The organism is Stappia sp. P2PMeth1, assembly GCF_900185735.1.
GTDB lineage: Bacteria > Pseudomonadota > Alphaproteobacteria > Rhizobiales > Stappiaceae > Stappia.
Genome location: NZ_FYAW01000014.1, coordinates 102,693 through 123,713 on the forward strand (window position 1 = coordinate 102,693; position 21,021 = coordinate 123,713).

Genomic DNA, 21,021 nt, shown 5'->3' on the forward strand with positions numbered 1-21,021 from the left:
CCTGCCGTCCCAGCCGAGGTGTCCGTCCGTCCATGAGCGAAACCGCCCCGATCAATCCCGCCAAGATCATCTCCACCGCCCTGCCGCACATGCTGCGCTATGACGACCAGGTCGTGGTGGTGAAATATGGCGGCCATGCCATGGGCGATCCGGCGCTCGGCAATGCCTTCGCCCGCGACATCACCCTGCTGCGGCTGGCCGGCGTGCTGCCGGTGGTGGTGCATGGCGGCGGGCCGCAGATCGGCACGATGCTCGACCGGCTCGGCATCAAGAGCGAGTTCCGCAACGGCCTTCGCGTCACCGACAAGGCCACCGTCGAGATCGTCGAAATGGTGCTCGCCGGCTCGATCAACAAGGAAATCGTCCACCTGATCAATGCCGAGGGCGGCAAGGCGATCGGCCTGTGCGGCAAGGACGGCAACATGGTGACGGCCGAGAAGCTGCAGCGGCGGGTGCGCGATCCCAATTCGGCGATCGAGCAGATCCTCGACCTCGGCTTCGTCGGCGAGCCGGCGGAGGTCAATCCGACGGTGCTGCGCCTCGTCATGAAGGAAGAGCTGATCCCGGTGGTCGCCCCCGTCGCCCCCGGCGCCGACGGCGAGACCTACAACATCAATGCCGACACCTTCGCCGGCGCCATCGCCGGCGCGCTCGACGCCAAGCGGCTGCTGTTCCTCACCGATGTGCCCGGCGTGCTCGACGCGAGCGGCAAGCTGATCAAGGAGCTCACCATCTCCCAGGCGCGGGCGCTGATCGAGGACGGCACCATTTCCGGCGGCATGATCCCGAAGGTCGAGACCTGCATCGACGCGCTGGAGCGCGGCGTCGAGGGCGTCGTCATCCTCAACGGCAAGGTGCCGCACGCGGTGCTTCTCGAACTGTTCACCGACCAGGGCGCCGGGACCTTGCTGCGCCCATGAGCATCAGCGAACGCGAAGGCCGCCACGCCCACGAGCAGGACCTGCGGGTCTTCACCGGCGTGGAGGCCTGGGTCTTCGACCTCGACAACACGCTCTACCCGCCGAGTTCGGACCTGTTCTCGCAGATCGACGCGCGGATTTCCGGCTATATCGCCCGCCATCTGGGCATGCCGCCGGAGGAGGCGCGGCTCAAGCAGAAGGCGTTCTACCGCGATTACGGCACCACCTTGCGCGGGCTGATGGTCGAGCATGGCATCGAGCCGGACGCCTTCCTCGAATATGTCCACGACATCGACTATTCGCCGGTCATGCCCAATCCGCGGCTCGGCCAGGCGATCGCCCGGCTGCCGGGCAAGAAGTACATCTTCACCAATGGCGACCGGCCGCATGCGGAGCGCACCGCCGCCCGGCTCGGCATTTCCGAGCAGTTCGACGACATCTTCGACATCGTCGCCGCCGGGCTGCTGCCCAAGCCGAACCTGGAGACCTACAACCGGTTCCTGGAAAAGACCGGCGTCTCGCCGGCGCGCGCGGCGATGTTCGAGGATCTCTCCCGCAATCTGCAGGTGCCGCACAAGCTCGGCATGCGCTCGGTGCTCCTGGTGCCGGAAGGCACCCGCGCCGTCTTCCGCGAGGAATGGGAGCTGGAAGGGCAGAATGCCCCGCATGTCGACTTCGTCACCGACGATCTCGCCGGCTTCCTCAACGCCGTGCTCGGCGCCATCGAGGTGTGATGCGGCTCGCCGGCGATCACATGTCGCTGTCTTGCGGCTGGACGCGGCGGCACCGGTGGCGTATGCCACCGCATCCCTTCCGCTTCGCCTGCCGACAGGACATCCCATGACCGCTTGTGCCCTTTGCAATTCCGAAGGCGCCACCGCCTTTACTGTGCCCCCGCGCGAGGACAGCGTGCCGCTCTGCGCCGTCTGCCGGGCCGGCATCGAGGAGGGGCCGCGGGACGAGCCCCACTGGCGCTGTCTCAACGAGGCGATCTGGAGCCCCGAGCCGGCGGTGCAGGTGCTGGCCTGGCGGCTGCTGAAAGGCCTGCCGGAGGCGGCCTGGGCGCGGGACCTGCTGGACACCGCCTGGCTGGAGCCTGAGGTTCTGGCCTGGGCCGAACAGGGCGCGGGCGGCGGCGGCAGCGGCGAGGACGCCGTCGTCCATGTCGACTGCAACGGCGCGGTGCTGGCCTCCGGCGACACCGTCACATTGATCAAGGACCTGCCGGTCAAGGGCGCCGGCTTCACCGCCAAGCGCGGCACGGCGGTGCGCAAGATCTCCCTCGTCGCCGACAATCCGAACCATCTGGAAGGCCGCGTCGAGGGCCAGCGGATCGTCATCCTCTGCCAGTTCGTCAAGAAGGCCTGAGCAGGTCGGCGCGGCGCCGGCCCGCCCGGCCTTGACTTCGCGCGGGCGCGGCGGTTAGGTCCGCGCGGAGACTTTCCGACGCTTTCCACGGACCTTCCGGAGACCCCCGCGCATGACCACGGCCCCTACCGACAAGGCGAAGCTCGCCGCCATCATCGACGCCGCCTTCGAGGACCGCGACACGATCACCGCCCAGACCACCGGCGCGGTGCGCGATGCGGTCGATGCTGCGCTCGACCTGATGGATCGCGGGCACGCGCGGGTGGCGGAGAAAGCCGAGAGCGGCGACTGGGTGGTCAACCAGTGGCTCAAGAAGGCCGTGCTGCTGTCCTTCCGCCTCAACCCGATGGCGATCATCAAGGGCGGGCCGGGCGATGCCGCGTGGTGGGACAAGGTGCCGTCGAAGTTCGATGGCTGGCGCGGCGTCGACTTCGAGGGCGCGGGCTTTCGCGCCGTGCCGGGCGCCATCGTCCGCCGCTCGGCGCATATCGGCCGCAACGTCGTGCTGATGCCGTCCTTCGTCAATCTCGGCGCCCATGTCGGCGAGGGCACCATGGTCGACACCTGGGCGACCGTCGGCTCCTGCGCCCAGATCGGCCGCAACGTGCATCTGTCGGGCGGCGTCGGCATCGGCGGCGTGCTCGAGCCGCTGCAGGCCGGGCCGGTGATCATCGAGGACAATTGCTTCATCGGCGCCCGCTCGGAAGTCGTCGAGGGCTGCATCGTCCGCGAGGGCGCGGTGCTCGGCATGGGCGTGTTCATCGGCCAGTCGACCAAGATCGTCGACCGCGCCACCGGCGAGGTGTTCTACGGCGAGGTGCCGGCCTATTCGGTGGTCGTTGCCGGCACCCTGCCGGGCAAGCCGCTGCCCGGCGGCGAGCCGGGGCCGAGCCTTTACTGCGCGGTGATCGTCAAGCGCGTCGACGAGAGAACCCGCTCCAAGACCTCGATCAACGAGCTGCTGCGCGACTGAGTCCGGGCGCCCGGCCGCCTTGCGCGCATCGCCGCGCCGCCGGGCAAAACCGCGCAGGCGCACGACAATCGGGCAAAGCGCCTTGATTGTCGGCGCCTCCCGGCCTACTTCGGGGACAACAGACCGTCTCCTGTCCAGGACATTCCATGTCGCAACCGCAAGCGCATCCGGGCCCGCTGGGGCCGCTCTGGCTGTTCTTCAGCCCGATCGGGCGTGTGTCGCGCGAGCCCTATATGCTCGCGCTCGGCTTCCTGTGGGCGCTGTTCGCCATTCCGGTCAGCCTGTGGGTGCAGGGCCTCGACGTCACCGGCGACCAGACGACGGTGGTGACGATGGAGGACTTCGTCAACTCGCATCCTCTGCTGCCCTACATGCTGTTCGCCAGCCACTGGGTGGTGCTGGCGCTGGCCATCAAGCGGCTGCAGGACCGCAACCTCACCGGCTTCCTCGCCGTGCTGGTCTTCGTGCCGGCGCTCAACCTGCTGTTCGTGCTCGGCCTCGGCCTGATGCCCGGCGAGCCGGGGCCGAATCCTTACGGCCCGCGCCCCAACAGCCGCTGGGCGAGACCGACCTAGCGCAATTTCAGGACACCCCGCAGACCGCCATGGCCGACACCCGCCTTTCCCTTGCCGCAACCCTTGCCCGCGACCTCTTGCGCTGCCCCTCCGTGACGCCGGCCGAGGGCGGCGCGCTCGCCCTCCTGGAGGAGCGGCTGACGGCGGCCGGCTTCACCGTCGAGCGCATGGTGTTCTCAGACCGCGGCACGCCGGACGTGGAGAACCTCTTCGCCACCATCGGCACGAAGGGTCCGAACCTTGCCTTTGCCGGCCATACCGATGTGGTGCCGGCGGGCGATGCGGGGGCCTGGCGGCACGGCCCGTTCGACGGCACGGTCGAGGACGGCATCCTGCACGGGCGCGGCGCGGTCGACATGAAGGGCGGCATCGCCGCCTTCGCGGCCGCCGCCATCGCCTATGTGGCGGACAAGGGCGAGGCGCTGCCGGGGCGCATCTCCTTCCTGATCACCGGCGACGAGGAAGGCCCGGCGATCAACGGCACGGTCAAGCTGCTCGAATGGGCGGCGGCGCGCGGCCACACGTTCGACGCCTGCATCGTCGGCGAGCCGACCAATCCCGAACATCTCGGCGATGCGATCAAGGTCGGCCGGCGCGGCTCGCTGTCGGGCATTATCACCGTCACCGGCGTGCAGGGCCATGTCGCCTATCCGCATCTGGCGAAGAACCCGGTCTCCGACATGCTGGCGCTGCTCGCCCGTCTCGACGCCCTGGAGCTCGACACCGGCAACGAGCGCTTCCAGCCATCGAACTTGGAGATCACCTCCGTCGATGTCGGCAATGCCGCCTTCAACGTCATCCCGCGCAAGGCGGTCGCCCAGTTCAACGTCCGCTTCAACGACACCTGGTCGGTGGAGAGCCTGAAGGCGCATCTGCGCCATGCGCTTGCCGGCATCGACGGCCTCTCCTGCGACTGGCAGCTCGAATTCACCAATGATTCCAGCGACAGCTTCCTCACCCATGACGCCGAGCTGATCGAGGCGCTGGCCGACGCGGTCGAGGCGGAGACCGGCCGCCGGCCGGAGCTGTCGACCGGCGGGGGCACGTCGGATGCCCGCTTCATCAAGAATTACTGCCCGGTGGTCGAGTTCGGCCTGGTCGGCCAGACCATGCACCAGGTCGACGAGCGGGTGCCGCTCGCCGAGCTCGACGGGCTTGCCGCCATCTATCGCCGCTTCCTCGACAGCTATTTCGCCGGCTGACCGACAGGCGTCTCCCCCCGCCTTGCAACCCGCATCGGTTCGTCTCTCCCCGCGCCCCGCACGTATCTTTGCGAAGGTGACGGATTGACGCAGGTCTGTTTCAGTGGTCCTGCTTGTTGCAGTGTCTGGAAACAAGGGTCCACGGCTGCGAGGGAGGCAGGCAATGACGGTCGAGCAGGACAAGAGCGCGCTTTCGGGGGACGCGCCTTCGGGGAATGCGCCTTCGGGAATGCCGGCCCGGCGGCCCGATCCCACCCGGGTCAACGCCATCGGCTTCGATGCCATCGTCGATGCGCTCGGTGCCGGCATGCGCGACTTCCGGGCGGCGCCGCGCTTCGGCCTGTTCTTCGGCTTCGTCTATGCCGCCGGCGGCATATTGGTGCTGCTCACCGCCTCCGCCCTGCATATGAGCTATCTCAGCTATCCGCTGGCGATCGGCTTCGGCCTGATCGGCCCGTTCATTGCCGTCGGCCTCTATGAGGTCAGCCGCCGGCTGGAGACCGGCGCGCCGCTCGACTGGCCGGGCGTGCTCGGCGTCATCTGGGCGCAGCGCCGGCGCGAGCTCGCCTGGATGGCCTTCGTCGTGCTGTTCGTCCAGATCATGTGGATGTATCAGGTGCGGCTGCTGCTCGCCCTGTTCCTCGGCTTCAAGTCCTTCGCCTCCTTCGGCGCCTTTGTCGAGGTGGTGGTGACGACGCCGGAAGGGCTGATGTTCCTGCTGATCGGCAATGTCATCGGCGCGGTGCTGTCGGTGGTGCTGTTCTCGCTCACCGTCGTCTCCTTCCCGATGCTGCTCGACCGGGACGTCGACTTCATCACCGCGATGATCACCAGCGTGCGCTCGGTCGTTACCAGCCCGAAGCCGATGATCGGCTGGGCGCTGGTGGTCACCGCGACGCTGCTGCTGGCGATGCTGCCGCTGTTCGCCGGGCTGATCTTCGTCCTGCCGGTGCTCGGCCACACCACCTGGCATCTCTATCGCAAGCTGGTGCCGCCCGCCCCGCTGGAGGAACCGGCGGGCGCTCAGTCGCCCGAGGCCTCTTCGCCCTCCGCCTCCCCGGCCGCCGTCGCGGGATCGGCGCCCGAAAGCCCGGCCCTGTAGGCGGCGAGCAAGGCCGCGTCCTCCTCCGCCGGGCGGTAGTCGACCCGCGTCAGATACAGCCCGTCGGGCGGCGCCACCGGGCCGCAGGCCTCGCGGTCGCGCGCCGCCAGCGCCCTGGCGACGTCCTCCGCTCCCCAGCGCCCCTCGCCGACCAGCCGCAAGGTGCCGACCATCGAGCGCACCTGGTTGTGCAGGAAGGAGCGCGAGGAGCACTCGGCGATCAGGCTCTCGCCCTCGCGGCGCACGCTGAAGGCTTCCAGCGTCTTCCACGGGCTCTTCGCCTGGCAGCGCGAATGGCGGAAGGTGGTGAAGTCGTGATGGCCGACAAAGACCTGCGCCGCCCCGTGCATCGCCTCGGCATCGAGCGGCTTCTTGACGTGCCAGGCAAGGCCCAGATCGTGGGTCAGCGGCGCCAGCCGGTTGACGATGCGGTAGCGATAGTGCCGGCGGATCGCCGAAAAGCGGGCGTCGAATCCCTCATGCATCTTCTCGCAATCGAGGATCGCCACCGGGTCCGGCTGGCAATGGAAGTTGAGCGCGCCGAGCACGGTCGCCGCCGGCCAGTCCTTTTCCAGATCGAGATGGGCGACCTGCCCGGTCGCATGCACGCCGGCATCGGTGCGCCCCGCCCCGCCGATCGTCACCGTCTCGCCGGAAAACGCCGTCACCGCCCGCTCGATCACCGCCTGCACGGAGGGGCCGTTGGCCTGCCGCTGCCAGCCCACGAAGGGGCGGCCGTCATAGTCGACTGTCAGCTTGTAGCGGGGCATGAACGGGATCGGCTCGCCGGTTCTCGCGGTTATTCGAAGGCCTCGAAGGGCGTGGCGAAAGTGACCTCGATGGGCAGGGCGGCAACCGCCGCCTCGCTCAGCGCCAGCGCCTGGAAGGCCGCCCCCGCATAGGGGCCGGCGACCTGTTTCGCAAGCTCCGCGTCGAAGCCGAAGCGCGGATAATAGGCCGGCGGTCCCAGCACCAGCACCAGATCCTCGCCCGCCTCGCGCAAGGCGTCGATCCCGGCGCGGATCAGCGCCGCGCCGATGCCGCCGCGCTGGCGGTCGGGACTGACGGACACCGGCGCCAGGCAGGTGATGGCAAGGCGGTGGCCGGCGCCCGCGCCCGTTACCCGCGAGAAGGCGACATGGCCGACGATCCGCCCGTCCCGGTCGACTGCCACCCGCTCCAGCACCAGCGCGCCGCAGGAGCGCAGCGCGTCGACCAGCCGCGCCTCGCCCTCCTGGCCGAAGGCGGTGGCGATGACCATGGCGATATCCGCCTCGTCGGCGGGCGTCGCAGGGCGGATCTCGGGTTCAAGCGCGGGATGGGTCATCGTCTGGATCGTCCGTTCGGCGTGTGGCTACAGCGGCGTACCGGGTGGCTGGCCGGCATCATAGCCTGCCGGCAAGCCGCTTGGCGACGTGGGGCGGCTTCAGGCGAGCCGGAGACCTGCGCCGAGCTGCGCGCCGCGCTGGAACTCGGCCGCCGGCATCGGCTTCTTGCCGGCCCGCTGCAGTTGCACCAGCCGCAGCGCGCCGCTGCCGCAGGCGACCAGCAGCTCGTCGCCGGCTGCCAGCAGCGTGCCCGGTTCGCCGGTGGCGCCTTCCTCCAGCGAACTGCGCAGCACCTTCACCCGCTCGCTGCGACCGGCGATCTCCATCTCGCACCAGGCGCCGGGAAAGGGCGAGAGCCCGCGCACATGGTCGTGCACCTCGCGCGCCGACCGGGTCCAGTCGATGCGGGTCTCCGCCTTGTCGATCTTGCGGGCATAGGTGACGCCCTCCTCCGCTTGGCGGGTCGGCACCAGGGCGCCGCGCGGCAGGGCGGCGAGCGCGCGCACCATCAGGTCGGCGCCGAGCACCGACAGGCGGTCGTGCAGCTCGCCGGCCGTCATCTCCGGCCCGATCGCCAGCTTCTCGGCCATATAGACCGGACCGGTGTCGAGCCCGGCCTCCATGCGCATCACCTCGACGCCGGTCTCGGCATCGCCGGCCATGATCGCCCGGTTGATCGGCGCCGCGCCGCGCCAGCGCGGCAGCAGCGAGGCATGCAGGTTGAGGCAGCCATGCACCGGGATATCGAGCACCGCCTGCGGCAACAGCAGGCCATAGGCGACGACGACGGCCGCGTCCGGCGCCAGTTCGGCAAGGGCGGCTTGCTCCTCCGCGCTCTTCAGCGACGGCGGGCAGCGAACCGGAATCCCCAGCGTCTCCGCCGCCTGATGCACCGCCGACTTGCGCTCCTCCATGCCCCGGCCCGCTTTTCGCGGCGGCTGGGTGTAGCAGGCGACGACATCGTGACCCTGGCCGACGATCTCCATCAAGGTCGGAACGGAAAACTCCGGCGTTCCCATGAAGACGATGCGCAGGCTCATGATTGCTCCTTGGTGGGCGCGCGCGGGTGGGCGCGGAATGCAGGGTCAGGCGAGGCGCGTCAGGCAAGACCCGGCAGCAGGGTCTTGAGGCTCGCCACCATCATCTCCATGGCGATGGCGGCGAGGATCATGCCCATCAGCCGGCTCATGATGCTGATCGCGGTGCGGCTCAGAATTCGCGACAGCATTGGCGCGGCGAAGAAAGTGGCAGCGAACACGGCGACCATGGCGGCGAGCGCCGCCACCAGGGCGATCTCCTGCGCGGCCCCGCGCGCCTGCTCGCGGAAGATGATGATGGTCGAGATCGAGCCGGGCCCCAGCAGCATCGGCACGGTCAAGGGGTAGATGCCGGGATTGTCGACGCTCCGGTGATGCTCTTTCTCTTCATCGGTGCCGGCCTGGGCGCTGCTTTCGCCGCCATGCAGCATGGAGAGGGCGATCAGCAGGATCAGCAGCCCGCCGGCGAGGCGGAAGCCGTCGATGCTGATGCCGAACAGCGCCAGGATCGCCTCACCGCCGAAGAAGACGATGACCGAGCCGGCAATGAGGCCGAAGGTTGCGGTCAGGGCGACGGCGCGCTGTCCGGCGGCGTCCCGGTCGCTGGTCAGCGCCAGGAACACCGGCAGATTGGCGACCGGGCTCATGATCGCGAAAAGCGCCGCGAAGACCTTGAGGAAGAAGGCGATGTCCATGCGTCCGGCTCCCGGGTCGCAGGTTCGGGGTCGGCCGGCTCAGGCCTTCTCGGACAGGCGGGCCTGTTTCTGGAACTTCTTCACGACGCGGTCGCGCTTCAGCTTCGAGATATGGTCGATGAACAGCACGCCGTTCAGGTGGTCGATCTCGTGCTGCAGGCAGGTGGCGAGCAGGCCGTCCGCCTCGATCTCGCGCGCCGCGCCCTCGCGGTCGAGGAAACGCAGGCCGATGCGCTGCGGCCGCTCCACGTCCTCGTAATATTCCGGGATCGACAGGCAGCCCTCCTGATAGACGGAGTGCTCCTCGGATTCCCAGACGATCTCCGGGTTGATCACCACCAGCGGCGCCGGCGTCTCGCCCTCGCGCGCCACGTCCAGCACCAGCATCCGCTTCGGCACGCCGATCTGGATCGCGGCCAGCCCGATGCCCGGCGCGTCGTACATGGTCTCCAGCATGTCGTCGGCCAGTTGCCGCACCGCGTCGTCGACGCTGGCGATCGGCTCGCTGACCAGGCGCAGCTTGGGGTCCGGCAGGATGATGATGTCGCGTTTCGTCATGGTGCTGAGATATGGGAGAAGGCCGGCCGCGTCAACGCGCCGATGCGCCCGGAACGCACGATTTCCGCGGGTTATGGCCGCCGGCGAAGGAGCTGCCGGCATCCTGCGCGCCCCCGGCGCTCCTCTACCTGCTCGCGGCGGCCGCGCGCGCCCCCTTCGCCTGCGCCGTTTCGCTGCACCGGCAAATGTTCTATCTTTGTTTCCATGGAGGCGATTCTCTTCACCCAGCTCGGCCGGCCGGTGTCGCTTGGCGAGGCGCTTGTCGGTGCCGCGCTGCTGCTGCTCGGCGCGGCGCTGCTGACGCTCGTCTCCGTGTCGCGGCAGGCGGGCCGGGCGCGCGATGCCGAATGGCGGGCCGCCGAACAGGCGCGCGAGCTCGAGGCGCGGATCGCCGCCCTGCTCAAGGTCCAGTCCGAGATGACCGGGCGGATGCAGACCATGGCCGAGGTCTTCGGCTCGCGGCAGGGCGACCTGATGCGCGCGGTCAACGAGCGGCTCGACGGCATGAGCCACAAGCTCGGCCAGTCGATGGCCGAGACCACCCGGCGCACCCATGACGGGCTGCGCCACCTGCACGAGCGCCTCGCGGTCATCGACCGGGCGCAGGCGACGATCCGCGACCTCTCCGGTCAGGTCGGGGCGCTGCAGTCGATCCTCGACAACAAGCAGGCGCGCGGCGCCTTCGGCCAGGGCCGGATGGAGGCGATCGTCCAGGACGCGCTGGCGCCGGGCGCCTACTCCTTCCAGGCGACCCTGTCGACGCGGGTGCGGCCGGACTGCCTGATCCATCTGCCGAACGGCGCCCCGCCGCTGGTCATCGACGCCAAGTTTCCGCTCGAGGCCTATAACGAACTCAGGCAGGCCGAAGGGCCGGAGCCGCTGAAGCAGGCGCGCGCCCGGTTCCGCCGCGACATCGGCAAGCACCTTGCCGACATCGCCGAACGCTACCTCGTCCCCGGCGAGACCCAGGACACGGCCTTCATGTTCGTGCCGTCGGAAAGCATCTTCGCCGAGATCCACGAGCAGTTCGCCGATCTCGTCCAGAGGGCGCACCGGGTTCGGGTTGTCATCGTCTCGCCCTCGCTCCTGCTGCTGTCGATCCAGGTGGTCCAGTCGGTGCTGCGCGACGCAAGGCTGCGCGAGGAGGCGCACCGCATCCAGGCCGAGGTCGGCCATCTCGTCGCCGATGTCGACCGGCTCGACGAGCGGGTCCGCAAGCTGCAGCAGCATTTCGGCCAGGCCGGCCGCGACATCGAGCAGATCCTGATCTCCACCGACAAGATCGGCAAGCGCGGCCGCAGCATCGGCGATCTCGACCTTGCCCCGCCGCGCGGCGAGCAGGCCGAAGCCGAGCCTGGCCGTCTCGACCGTTACGCCGCCGACTGACCTTCACGACTGACCTTCATGCCCCGGCATTATACGCGAGCCGCACCCTGCGGGGATAACGGTTCGCGCGCGCCGGAGGCCCGTGCCGGGGATAGGACGGGGACAGACGCTTGCGGCGCGTGGGGACAAGCCAGCCGGCGTCAGCGTGCCTTGCGGATCGGCGCCGTCTCGCTGTCCGTGTCGGACGACACCCGCACCGTGGCCGCCGTGCCGGCGTAGTTCCGCTCGGTATAGCGGAACTCCTTGTCGGTCAGCACGTCCGGACAGAGGTCGGCCCCTTCCCTAAGCGTCACCTCGATGCGGTAGACCGGCGGCTCCGACTTGTCGAGCCCGGCGAACTCCGCCAGCACCTCGTGGCAGGGTGTCGGCGCGGTCACCTTGCCGGTCACATGCAGGGTCGGCGTGCGACCGGGGCCCGGCATCAGGTTGACCCATGCGACCACCTCCTTGACGTCTCCGATATCCATTTGTCCTCTCCCCCGGGAAAGCGCGTTTGCGACAGGAAAATCAATTTCTCGCGAATTTGAGACGGAATTTTGCAAAATTTCTCTCAAAAATTGATTTCATTGCGCAGCACACCTGTCAAGCGAATTGCCGCAGCGGCAGAGGAGGACGGCCATCGGCCTTTTTGCGCCAGAGGCTTGGCTTTGCGGCACTTTTTTCGTCCCGGGTGCTGCACAGATCGGCGGAAGATGCTCTAAGGAGGGAAATATTCGTTTGGAGGACCCTCATGAGCCTGCTGATCGCCGTCAAGGGCTGGAACCCCGCCGCCTGGGCCGCGCGCCTTGGCAAGCACCTGCCGGAGCACGAGGTCCGGTCCTGGCCCGACGCCATCGGCGACCCCGCCGCGATCCGCTACGCGCTGGCCTGGAAGGCCCCGGCGGAGGCCCTCGCCGCCTGCCCGAACCTCGAGGTTATCTTTTCGCTGGGCGCCGGCGTCGACCACCTGCTGGCCCAGCCCGGACTCCCGGACGTGCCGGTGGTGCGCGTGGTCGATCCGGACCTGACCGCGCGCATGACCGAATGGGTGGTGCTGCAGGTGCTGCTGCACCATCGCCAGCATCTCGCCTACGCCGCGCAGCAGCGCGAGGGCGTCTGGCGCGACCTGGAACAGCCGGCGGCGCGGCAGGTTCGCGTCGGCCTTCTGGGGCTCGGCGTGCTCGGCGCGGATGCCGCCAAGGCCTTGGCAAGATTGGGGTTTGACGTCGCGGGCTGGGCGCGCGGGCCCAAGCGGATCGACGGTGTCGCCTGCTATGCCGGCGAGGGCGAACTCGACGCCTTCCTCGCCCGCACCGACATTCTGGTGAACCTGCTGCCCTTGACGCCGGAGACGCATGGCCTCGTCGATTACGGCCTCGTCTCGCGGCTGGCACGCGACGGCGCGCTTGGCGGACCGGTCTTCATCAATGCCGGGCGCGGCGGCAGCCAGGTCGAGGCGGATCTCGTCCGAGCGCTCACCGACGGCACCTTGAAGGCGGCAAGCCTCGACGTGTTCGAGACCGAGCCGCTGCCCGCAAGCAGCCCGCTCTGGGCGCTGGAGAATGTGGTGATCACGCCGCATGTCGCCGCCGAAAGCGATCCGGAGGCGATCTCCGCCTATGTGGCCGAGCAGATCCGCGCCTATGAGGCGGGCGGCGAACTTCGGAATCTTGCAGACAAAGCAACAGGTTACTGAAAGGCCCAGCCGGTCAGCAGTGGAAGCGGCGGGCGCGCTGGAACCACAGGTCGATGATCTCGCGCACCACCCGCTTCATCTCGCGCGGCAGCGTCGGCTTCTCGTACACGACGTCGAACCAGTCGTTGTCGCTGGCCGGCGACGGCGCTGCGGCGCCGGTCAGCCCGACCAGCGGCAGCGTGCTGCTGTCGTAGCGCTGGCGCAGGCGGCGGGCGAGATCGCCGGCGCCGGTGCCCGGCAGATCGAGCGAGGCGACCACACAGTCGAAGGGCGGGCCGGCGGCCGCGTCCGGGGTCGACAGCAGCTCCAGCGCCGTCTCCACCGAGCCGACCCGGCGCACGCGAATGTTTCCCGTCACGCTTTCGAGTGCCAGACGGAAGGCCATTGCATCGTTCACGTTGTCTTCAACGTGAAGAAAAACAGCATGTGGCAAGACATGAAGCATGATCGATCAGTGATCCGTTGAATAGCGGCAAAGACGTTTACATCCGCGACCTGTCGGCAGCCTGACGAAACATCCGATTTTTGTGATCCTTGCGGACTTGCGAGCTTCGGCGTGACCCGTGGGAAGCTCGCGGTCCGTCTCAATGGCGCGAAACAGCGCTCGCGCAACGTCGAGGCTGATATAGTTACAGCCTAAAGCAATTTCAACTGCATTCCCTGCATATCTGATACGCTAGGGAAACGGGTCGTTTTGCGGAATTTCCTTTTAGGGAAGAGCAAGCAAATTTCGGAAACGACTTGAAATTCTGTCGAAACGACAAGCGCTTGTCGCCGGTCGCCGAAATCAGAGCCGGCGGCAGGCGGTCACCGCGCCCCATTCGGTGGCGGCGATCCGGGTGAGCGCCGCGTCCAGCGGCTCGCGGGCGACGCTCATCGTGCGACCGTTGGCATGCAGCAAGGTGGCCGGATCGCTCAGGATGCCGACATGGCCCTTCCAGAACAGCAGGTCGCCGCGCCGCAGCTCCGGCAGGCCGGCGGAGATGTCGAGCGCGGTGCCGGCTTCGGCCGCCTGCATGTCGCTGTCGCGCGGCAGCAGATGGCCGGCCTCCGCCGCCGCAAGCTGCACCAGCGCCGAGCAGTCGAGCCCCAGCGACGTCCGCCCGCCCCACAGATAGGGCGTGCCGAGCAAGCCTTCGGCGACCGCCACCCAGTCGGCGACCCTTTCGCCCAGCGGCATCAGGTGGCGGGCGACCATGGCGCTGCCGTCGTCGAGCAGCGCGTAGTCGAGGCCGCGCGTCACCGCCGTGCCGACGACGCGCACCCGCGCGCCGAGCGAAATCAACGAGAGCGGCGGCCGCTTCAGTTCGGCCTCCGGATAACGGAAGCTGCGCGGCACGCAGACCCGGTGGGTGGCCGGCGGCCCGGCCTCGCCGAGGCAGCCGGCCGGCAGGAAGCCGACATAGCCGTCGGTTGCGAGCTGGCCCCAGGCCCAGCCGTCGTCGCGGATCTCGTAGAGATCGAAGCTCTCGCCGTAGAGCACTTCCGTGTCGATCGAGCGGGCCGCATCCGGCGCGGGGCGCAGCGGCGCCGAGGCGGCCGCGATGCGCATCGGCACCGGATCGGCGAAGCGCTCAGCCGCGATCCGGCCGCGATAGCGGCTCGCCGCAAGGTCCGTCCGGACGGGATGGATGCGGCGGTCGAGGGCGGGGCCGGGGGTGGCGGCGGTGTCGCTGGGCATGCGGTTCTCGGACTTTTTCGAGGCCCCGCGCGGGGCTGCGGTCAGCGATGCATCTCGGCGGCGCGGGCGACGATGGTGTCGGCAATGTGCTCCAGATAGAGCGCGCCGGCAACGGTGCGGGTCACCACCACATTGCGCCGGTCGGCCTCGTCGCGGCGGCGCGACAGCAGCTTCATCGCGCCCAAAGTATCGAGCGCGCGGGTGATCACCGGCTTGGTGACGTCGAGACGCGCGGCGAGCCCGCGCACCGTGTGCGGCGGCGGCTCGAGATAGACGGTCATCAGGATCGCCATCTGGCGCGATGTGAGGTCGCGGTCGCCGTCGGTGACCAGCGACATCGTCACCTCATGCCAGAGCCGCAGCGCCTGCGACGGCCGCAAGTCGATACCCATCCCTCACCCATGCCTCATCTGCCGTTGCCGGCCTTGCCCCATCCTGACAGGAAGTTCGTTTCGGTTCCGTTATACAAACGGCGAAACGAGGCAGGAAAGCGTGCAGTCTCAGCGTCGCGGGTAGCGGGCGGCAAGCAGCGAAAACAGCGCGCGCGCGGCCTGCGCCTCGCCGCCGAGCGGCCGGCCCGGACGATCCGCCGGGTTCCAGCCATAGATGTCGAGATGCGCCCAGACCCGCGCCTTCTCGACGAAGCGGGACAGAAACAGCCCGGCGGTGATCGAGCCGGCAAAGCCCGCGCCGCTGGTGTTGATGTGGTTGATGTCGGCGATCCGGCTTTCCAGATAGCTCTCATAGGGACGCCAAAGCGGCAGGCGCCACAGCGGATCGCGCGTGGCGGTCGCATGGGCGGCCAGATCGGCGGCGAAGGCCTCGTCGTCGGTGTAGAAGGGCGGCAGGTCGGGGCCGAGGGCGACACGCGCGGCGCCGGTCAGCGTCGCCATGTCGATCAGGATCTCCGGCTCCTCCTCGTCGGCCAGCGCCAGCGCGTCGGCGAGAATCAGCCGGCCTTCCGCGTCGGTGTTGCCGATCTCGACGGTGAGGCCCTTGCGGCTCGCCAGCACGTCGCCGGGGCGGAAGGAGGCGCCGGAAATCGCGTTCTCGACCGCCGGGACGATGACGCGCAGGCGCACCGGCAGGCCGGCGGCCATGATCATCGAGGCGAGCGCCAGCACGGCGGCGGCGCCGCCCATGTCCTTCTTCATCAAGGCCATGGCGCTGGAGGGCTTGATGTCGAGGCCGCCGGTGTCGAAGACGACGCCCTTGCCGACCAGGGTGACGCGCGGATGGCCCTCTTCGCCCCAGACCGCGTCGAGCAGCCGCGGCGCGCGGGTGCTCGCCCGCCCGACCGCATGCACCATCGGGAAGCCTTCGGCAAGCAGCGCCTCGCCCTCGATCACATGGGCGCGGCCGCCGTGATCGGCAAAGAGGCGCAGGGCCGCATCGCACAGTTCGGCGGGGCCGAGATCGCTGGCCGGCGTGTTGACGAGGTCGCGGGCAAGCGCCATGCCGTCGAGGATCAGGCCGAGCCGGTCGAGGTCGACGCCTTCGCCGACCACCAGCCGCGGTGCCGGCCGGGTCGAGGGCGTGCGGTAGCGATCGAAGCGATAGGAGCCGAGCGCGAAGGCGAGCGCCGCCTCCTCCTGCGCCTCGGCGGCGATCTCCAGCCGGAAGTCGCCGCCCGGCAGCTTGCGGGCAAGATCGCCGACGGCAAAACCCGATTCAGTGGCATTGGCAACGCCGAACAGCACCGCCGACAGCGCCCCATCCGCATCGGGCAGCAGCAGGAGCTGGCCCGCCGAGCCGTCGAAGCCGCTGGCGGCGGCGAAAGCCTGCGCCCGCGCGCCGAGAGACTGCAGCACCGCCGACGCCGTGCCCTGCTCGACGACATGAACGGGAATGGCGGCGGTCGAGGCGGACGGGGCGATCAAGGCGGCGCGCACGGGCGGGATCCTTCTGGTGGGCAACGAGTTTCCGGGTTCCGCCGTTTAATCACGGCCGGCCGGAGGCGGCAATCGTTGCGGTACGTTCATGCCACAGGCCGGCGGATTTAACGAAGCATTAGGGTTAACGACGTATTGATGGGTCTGCGCATTCTGCAAGATCCGTCGTCCGCGTCACCGTCGTTCGTGTCACCGTTGTCCGTGTCCAGGAGCCCGGCACATGCCATCCAAGCGCCACGCCCTCTCCCGTTCCGCCGCCACGCCGCGCCTGATGCTCGCCGTGTCGATGGCGACGCTGGTCGCGCTGACCGGCTGCGCCTCGTCGAAGCGCGCCGTCGGCACCCATTCCAGCGCGACCCAGGCCTATGCCGCTCCCGGCTCGAGCACCGCCCTGCAGGCCGTCAGCTATTGGGGCCAGGCCTATGAGCGCGCGCCGCAGGACCGTGAGAACATCCTGAACTACGCGGCCGCGCTGGGGCGCAACGGCCAGGCGGAACAGGCCGAGGCGGTGCTGCGCAAGGCGATCATCGCCAATCAGAGCGACCGCGACATCGCCGCCGCCTATGGCAAGGTGCTGGCGATGAACGGCCGCCTGCCGGAAGCGCTGCAGGTGCTCAACGGCGCCCAGACCCCGACCCGCCCCGATTGGCGGCTGATGTCGGCAGCCGCCGCGATCCACGACCAGATGGGCAACACCCAGCAGGCCCGCGACCTCTACAATCAGGCCCTCAGGATCGCGCCGGACGAGCCGAGCCTGCTCAACAACCTGGCCATGTCCTACCTGCTGGAGGGAGAGGCGAAGGAAGCGGAGAGCGTGCTGCGCCGGGCCGCCGCGAGCCCCAAGGCCGACAGCCGCATCCGCCAGAACCTCGCCCTGGCGATCGGCCTGCAGGGCCGCTTCCAGGAAGCCGAGCAGGTCGCCACCGCCGAAATCGACCCGGCCCAGGCGGCGCAGAACATCGCCTATCTCAAGTCGATGCTGTCGCAGCGCAATTCCTGGGCGGAAATCTCCGCGCAGGACAAGAAGAAGAACAAGTCCGGCGGCTGACCTCTGCCCACGTCGCCATCAGGACACGGCAAAGCCACCCAATCCGGGTGGCTTTTTCATATCGGCGCTGGCTGTGGTGCTTCCGCCCGGCTCTGACCGCTCCGACCAGCCGTCAGAACGTTGCCAGCGCCTGGATGATCGCCGGACCGATGATCACGGCCAGCAGGACGGGGAGGAAGAACACGATCATCGGCACGGTCAGCTTCGGCGGCAGCGCGGCCGCCTTCTTCTCGGCCGCCTGCATGCGCTGCGCCCGGTTCTCGTCGGCCATGACGCGCAGCGCCGTGGACACCGGCGTGCCGTAGCGCTCGGCCTGGATCAGCGCCAGCGAGACGTTCTTGACGCCTTCGAGGCCGGTGCGGTTGGCAAGGTTCTCATAGGCCATCCGCCGGTCGCCGAGATAGGACAGTTCGGCATTGGTCAGCGTCAGTTCCTCGGCGAGCGGGATCGACTGGATGCCGATCTCTTCCGACACCCTGCGGAAGGCAACCTCGACGGACATGCCCGATTCGACGCAGATCAGCATCAGATCCAGCGCGTCCGGCCAGGCCCGGTTGATCGAGAGCTGGCGGTTCTGGATCTTGTTCTTCAGGTAGAGATCGGGCGCATAGAAGCCGATGAAGGCGACGACGCAGGAGATCAGCACCTTCACCATCGCCGGCTGATTCAGCTTCAGCACCACGAAGGTGTAGAACAGGGCAATGATGAACAGGATCACCGGCATGACCAGCCGGGCGAAGAGATAGGTGTAGAGCGGCCGCACGCCGCGATAGCCGGCGCGGGTCAGCCGCAGCTTGGTTTCATCGTCCGACAACAGGTTCTTCAGGTTCAGCCGGTCAACGATGTTCTGCATCTGCTTCTTCGGCTTGTTGCGCAGCGACACCCGTGCATTCGTCTTGTCGTCGGCGAGACGAGCCCGCTCGCGGGCGCGCATCTGCTCGCGCTCCAGCGCCACCGACTTCATCCGGCTCTTGAGCTTGTCGCCCTCCAGCAACGGAATGACGAGGGAAAACAACGTGCCGGCGATCGCGACCATGGTCAGGATGGCGATCATCGCCTGCTGCGAGAGCAGATTGGAGAAATCCAGACCCATTGTCTCTTTCCACCGGTTTCGCCGTCTTGCGGGCGCGATCAGAAGTCGAAGGCGATCATCTTCTTCATGATGAGAATGCCGGTCAGCATCCACAGGCCGCTGCCGACGACGATGACGTTGCCGATCGGGTCGCTGAACAGCAGCATCATGTAGGACGGGCTCGTCAGCGACAGCACGCCGACCACCAGGAACGGCAGCGAGCCGATGATCGCGGCCGAGGACTTCGCCTCCTGGCTCATCGCGACGATCTTGCCCTTCATCGCCTTGCGCTCGCGCAGCACCTTGGACAGGTTGCCCAGCGCCTCGGACAGCGAGCCGCCCGACTGCGACTGGATCATCACCACGATGGCAAGGAAGTTCGCCTCCGCCACCGGCATGCGGCTCGGCAGCTTGGCGATCGCCTCGGCCAGGGTGATGCCCATGGCCTGCGATTCGACGATGCGGCGGAACTCGCTCTTGATTGGCTCGCGGGCCTCCGCCGCGACGATCTGGATGCACTCGCCGAGCGGCAGGCCGGCCTTGGTGCCGCGTACGATGACATCGACCGCGTTTGGCAATTCGTTGAGAAAGGCGGCGATCCGCTTCTTGCGCCGCCGCGCGAGATAGAAGCGCGGCACACCGAAGGCGCCGACGAACATCAGGCCACCGGTGACGATCAGCGAACCGGACAGGAGAAGGCCGGCAAGGGCGAGCACCAGGGCGCAGATCACGGAGAAGACGATGAAGCCGCGCTTCGACCACGACAGGCCGGCCTGGTCGAGCCGCTGGTCGAGGCTCAGGTGGGTGGCGCGATGCTGCTTCTTCTTCTCGCGCGCCTCGAACTCCTTGAGCTGGTCCTGCACCGACTTGCGGCGGCGGTCGCCATCGCGCGCCAGGCGGGCCGCGTCGATGGTGATGTTGCGCGAGGCCACGGCCTGCATGCGCTTCTCGCGCGCGGCACGGCCGCTCAGTTGCGGCTCGAACAGGGCGTAGAGGATGCCGCCGAAGGAAAAGGCCGCGAGCAGGGCGATGGCGATGGTCGCGACGCCGGGCGTCAGGAAGGCCTGCAGGTCAGCCATGTCCGGGCTCCTTGGCCTCGGCGGCATCGAGCGCGGCCGCCAGACGGTTTTCCTCGCCGAAATAGCGCGCCTTTTCCCAGAACTTCGGACGACCGATGCCGGTGGAGCGGTGACGGCCGATGAGCCTGCCGTTCGCGTCCTCGCCGAGAATGTCGTAGAGGAACACGTCCTGGGTGATGACGACGTCGCCTTCCATGCCCATGACTTCGGACACGTGGGTGATGCGGCGGGAGCCGTCGCGCAGGCGCTGCGCCTGCACGATGACGTCGATCGAAGAGACGATCATCTCGCGCAGGGTCTTGGACGGCAGCGAGAAGCCGCCCATGGTGATCATCGATTCCAGACGCGACAGCGCCTCGCGCGGACTGTTGGCGTGCAGCGTGCCCATCGACCCGTCGTGACCGGTGTTCATCGCCTGCAACAGGTCGAAGGCCTCGGGTCCGCGCACCTCGCCGACGATGATCCGCTCGGGACGCATGCGCAGGCAGTTCTTGACCAGGTCGCGCATGGTCACCTCGCCCTCGCCTTCCAGGTTGGGCGGGCGCGTTTCCAGGCGCACCACATGCGGCTGCTGCAGTTGCAGCTCGGCCGCGTCCTCGCAGGTGATGATGCGCTCGGTGGAATCGATAAAGGCGGTCAGGCAGTTCAGCAGCGTCGTCTTGCCCGAGCCGGTGCCGCCGGAGATCAGCACGTTGCAGCGGCTGCGGCCGATGATCTCCAGCACGGTTGCTCCCTCGGGGGAGATCGAGCCGTATTGGACGAGCTGCCGAAGGGTCAGCTTGTCTTTCCGGAACTTACGAATGGTGAGGGTCGGCCCGTCGATCGCCAGCGGCGGCGCGATGACGTTGACGCGCGAGCCGTCGGCAAGGCGGGCATCGCAGATCGGGCTCGATTCGTCGACGCGGCGGCCGACCTGGCTGACGATGCGCTGACAGATGTTCAGCAACTGCTTGTTGTCGCGGAAGCGGACATTGGTCTGCTGCATTCGCCCCTGGGTCTCGATATAGACCGTGTCGGCGCCGTTCACCATGATGTCGGCGATGTCGTCGCGGGCCAGCAACGGCTCCAGCGGACCATAGCCGAGGACGTCGTTGCAGATGTCCTCGAGCAGGTCCTCCTGCTCGGAGATCGACATCACCACATTCTTCAGCGCGATGATGTCGTTGACGACGTCGCGGATTTCCTCGCGCGCGTCCTCGGCGCTGAGGCGGGTCAGCAGCGACAGGTCGATCGCCTCGACCAGGGCGTTGAAGATCGACGATTTGGTGGCGTAGTAGCCTTCCGAGCGCTGCGGCGCGCGCGGCTCGGGCGCGGCTGTCGCTCGCCGTCACCGCGGCCGTGCTGGCGCTGCTGACCTGGCGGCTCGCCCTGCTCGGGCGCGACTACACCTCCTATGGCGATGCCACGGTCTATCTCGGCATTCCGCCAGT

The 21,021-nt window shown here is 68.3% G+C and carries 22 protein-coding genes and 1 pseudogene; 10 read left to right on the forward strand and 13 right to left on the reverse strand.

The window, feature by feature from the left end:
* The first annotated feature begins 32 nt into the window (after nt 1–32).
* The 7 genes from argB to P2PM1_RS07405 all read left to right on the forward strand — a co-directional run bounded on the left by argB (nt 33) and on the right by P2PM1_RS07405 (nt 6,140).
* On the forward strand, nt 33–920 hold the full coding sequence (gene argB, locus P2PM1_RS07375; RefSeq protein WP_208984759.1) for an acetylglutamate kinase: 888 nt from the start codon (nt 33–35) through the stop codon (nt 918–920).
* A complete protein-coding gene (locus P2PM1_RS07380) occupies nt 917–1,654 on the forward strand; it encodes a pyrimidine 5'-nucleotidase (RefSeq protein WP_186398666.1) in 738 nt (245 codons plus the stop codon). Before argB ends, P2PM1_RS07380 begins: the two co-directional genes overlap by 4 nt.
* A 106-nt stretch (nt 1,655–1,760) precedes the next feature.
* Nucleotides 1,761–2,288 (forward strand): alkylphosphonate utilization protein, encoded by a 528-nt coding sequence (locus P2PM1_RS07385; RefSeq protein WP_186398667.1) that lies wholly within the window; start codon nt 1,761–1,763, stop codon nt 2,286–2,288.
* Between the two features lie 112 nt (nt 2,289–2,400).
* Nucleotides 2,401–3,261, forward strand: coding sequence for a 2,3,4,5-tetrahydropyridine-2,6-dicarboxylate N-succinyltransferase (dapD, locus tag P2PM1_RS07390; RefSeq protein WP_186398668.1), 861 nt, complete (start codon nt 2,401–2,403; stop codon nt 3,259–3,261).
* Nucleotides 3,262–3,407: 146 nt separating this feature from the next.
* Nucleotides 3,408–3,836 carry a DUF805 domain-containing protein gene (locus P2PM1_RS07395; protein WP_186387399.1) on the forward strand — a complete coding sequence of 143 codons (429 nt, stop codon included), beginning with the start codon at nt 3,408–3,410 and terminating at the stop codon, nt 3,834–3,836.
* Nucleotides 3,837–3,865: 29 nt separating this feature from the next.
* Entirely contained in the window at nt 3,866–5,038 is a 1,173-nt protein-coding gene (gene dapE / locus P2PM1_RS07400; RefSeq protein WP_186398669.1) for a succinyl-diaminopimelate desuccinylase, read from the forward strand.
* Nucleotides 5,039–5,267: 229 nt separating this feature from the next.
* Nucleotides 5,268–6,140, forward strand: coding sequence for a DUF2189 domain-containing protein (locus P2PM1_RS07405; protein ID WP_186398687.1), 873 nt, complete (start codon nt 5,268–5,270; stop codon nt 6,138–6,140).
* On the opposite strand, the gene truA is transcribed toward P2PM1_RS07405, so the two are convergent.
* From truA to def, 5 genes are all read right to left on the reverse strand, one after another.
* Nucleotides 6,062–6,910, reverse strand: a complete 849-nt coding sequence (gene truA / locus P2PM1_RS07410; protein WP_186398670.1) for a tRNA pseudouridine(38-40) synthase TruA — start codon at nt 6,908–6,910, stop codon at nt 6,062–6,064. The genes P2PM1_RS07405 and truA overlap by 79 nt on opposite strands.
* Before the next feature lie 29 nt (nt 6,911–6,939).
* On the reverse strand, nt 6,940–7,467 hold the full coding sequence (locus tag P2PM1_RS07415; protein ID WP_186398671.1) for a GNAT family N-acetyltransferase: 528 nt from the start codon (nt 7,465–7,467) through the stop codon (nt 6,940–6,942).
* Between the two features lie 99 nt (nt 7,468–7,566).
* Nucleotides 7,567–8,502: a methionyl-tRNA formyltransferase gene (fmt, locus tag P2PM1_RS07420; protein ID WP_186398688.1), complete on the reverse strand. Its 936-nt coding sequence runs from the start codon at nt 8,500–8,502 to the stop codon at nt 7,567–7,569.
* 65 nt (nt 8,503–8,567) lie between these two features.
* Complete coding sequence (locus tag P2PM1_RS07425) at nt 8,568–9,200, reverse strand: MarC family protein (RefSeq protein WP_186398672.1); 633 nt, start codon at nt 9,198–9,200, stop codon at nt 8,568–8,570.
* A gap of 39 nt (nt 9,201–9,239) precedes the next feature.
* Nucleotides 9,240–9,758: a peptide deformylase gene (gene def, locus P2PM1_RS07430; protein ID WP_186398673.1), complete on the reverse strand. Its 519-nt coding sequence runs from the start codon at nt 9,756–9,758 to the stop codon at nt 9,240–9,242.
* Between the two features lie 204 nt (nt 9,759–9,962).
* On the opposite strand from def, the gene P2PM1_RS07435 reads away from it, so the two are divergent.
* Nucleotides 9,963–11,144, forward strand: coding sequence for a DNA recombination protein RmuC (locus P2PM1_RS07435; RefSeq protein WP_186398674.1), 1,182 nt, complete (start codon nt 9,963–9,965; stop codon nt 11,142–11,144).
* Nucleotides 11,145–11,284: 140 nt separating this feature from the next.
* On the opposite strand, the gene P2PM1_RS07440 is transcribed toward P2PM1_RS07435, so the two are convergent.
* A complete protein-coding gene (locus P2PM1_RS07440) occupies nt 11,285–11,611 on the reverse strand; it encodes a hypothetical protein (protein ID WP_186398675.1) in 327 nt (108 codons plus the stop codon).
* Nucleotides 11,612–11,874: 263 nt separating this feature from the next.
* Between P2PM1_RS07440 and P2PM1_RS07445 the strand changes: the two genes are divergently transcribed.
* Nucleotides 11,875–12,819, forward strand: a complete 945-nt coding sequence (locus P2PM1_RS07445) for a glyoxylate/hydroxypyruvate reductase A (RefSeq protein WP_186398676.1) — start codon at nt 11,875–11,877, stop codon at nt 12,817–12,819.
* Nucleotides 12,820–12,832: 13 nt separating this feature from the next.
* On the opposite strand, the gene P2PM1_RS07450 is transcribed toward P2PM1_RS07445, so the two are convergent.
* The 4 genes from P2PM1_RS07450 to P2PM1_RS07465 all read right to left on the reverse strand — a co-directional run bounded on the left by P2PM1_RS07450 (nt 12,833) and on the right by P2PM1_RS07465 (nt 16,392).
* Complete coding sequence (locus P2PM1_RS07450) at nt 12,833–13,216, reverse strand: hypothetical protein (RefSeq protein WP_186396100.1); 384 nt, start codon at nt 13,214–13,216, stop codon at nt 12,833–12,835.
* Nucleotides 13,217–13,606: 390 nt separating this feature from the next.
* The gene (locus tag P2PM1_RS07455) at nt 13,607–14,500 is read right to left on the reverse strand and encodes an NlpC/P60 family protein (protein WP_186398677.1); all 894 of its coding nucleotides are present in this window, start codon (nt 14,498–14,500) and stop codon (nt 13,607–13,609) included.
* A gap of 41 nt (nt 14,501–14,541) precedes the next feature.
* Nucleotides 14,542–14,892: a MarR family winged helix-turn-helix transcriptional regulator gene (locus tag P2PM1_RS07460; protein WP_186387387.1), complete on the reverse strand. Its 351-nt coding sequence runs from the start codon at nt 14,890–14,892 to the stop codon at nt 14,542–14,544.
* Between the two features lie 108 nt (nt 14,893–15,000).
* Nucleotides 15,001–16,392 (reverse strand): M17 family metallopeptidase, encoded by a 1,392-nt coding sequence (locus P2PM1_RS07465; RefSeq protein WP_186398678.1) that lies wholly within the window; start codon nt 16,390–16,392, stop codon nt 15,001–15,003.
* Nucleotides 16,393–16,612: 220 nt separating this feature from the next.
* Between P2PM1_RS07465 and P2PM1_RS07470 the strand changes: the two genes are divergently transcribed.
* The gene (locus P2PM1_RS07470) at nt 16,613–17,440 is read left to right on the forward strand and encodes a tetratricopeptide repeat protein (protein WP_208985210.1); all 828 of its coding nucleotides are present in this window, start codon (nt 16,613–16,615) and stop codon (nt 17,438–17,440) included.
* A gap of 112 nt (nt 17,441–17,552) precedes the next feature.
* Here the strand turns inward: P2PM1_RS07470 and P2PM1_RS07475 are convergent, their stop codons facing one another.
* The 3 genes and pseudogenes from P2PM1_RS07475 to P2PM1_RS07485 form a co-directional block, all read right to left on the reverse strand.
* On the reverse strand, nt 17,553–18,533 hold the full coding sequence (locus P2PM1_RS07475) for a type II secretion system F family protein (RefSeq protein WP_186387385.1): 981 nt from the start codon (nt 18,531–18,533) through the stop codon (nt 17,553–17,555).
* 38 nt (nt 18,534–18,571) lie between these two features.
* A complete protein-coding gene (locus tag P2PM1_RS07480) occupies nt 18,572–19,591 on the reverse strand; it encodes a type II secretion system F family protein (RefSeq protein WP_186396097.1) in 1,020 nt (339 codons plus the stop codon).
* Nucleotides 19,584–20,879, reverse strand: a pseudogene (locus tag P2PM1_RS07485) (CpaF family protein); the annotation flags it as partial. The pseudogene P2PM1_RS07485 and the gene P2PM1_RS07480, both read right to left, overlap by 8 nt.
* Between the last annotated feature and the right edge of the window lie 142 nt (nt 20,880–21,021).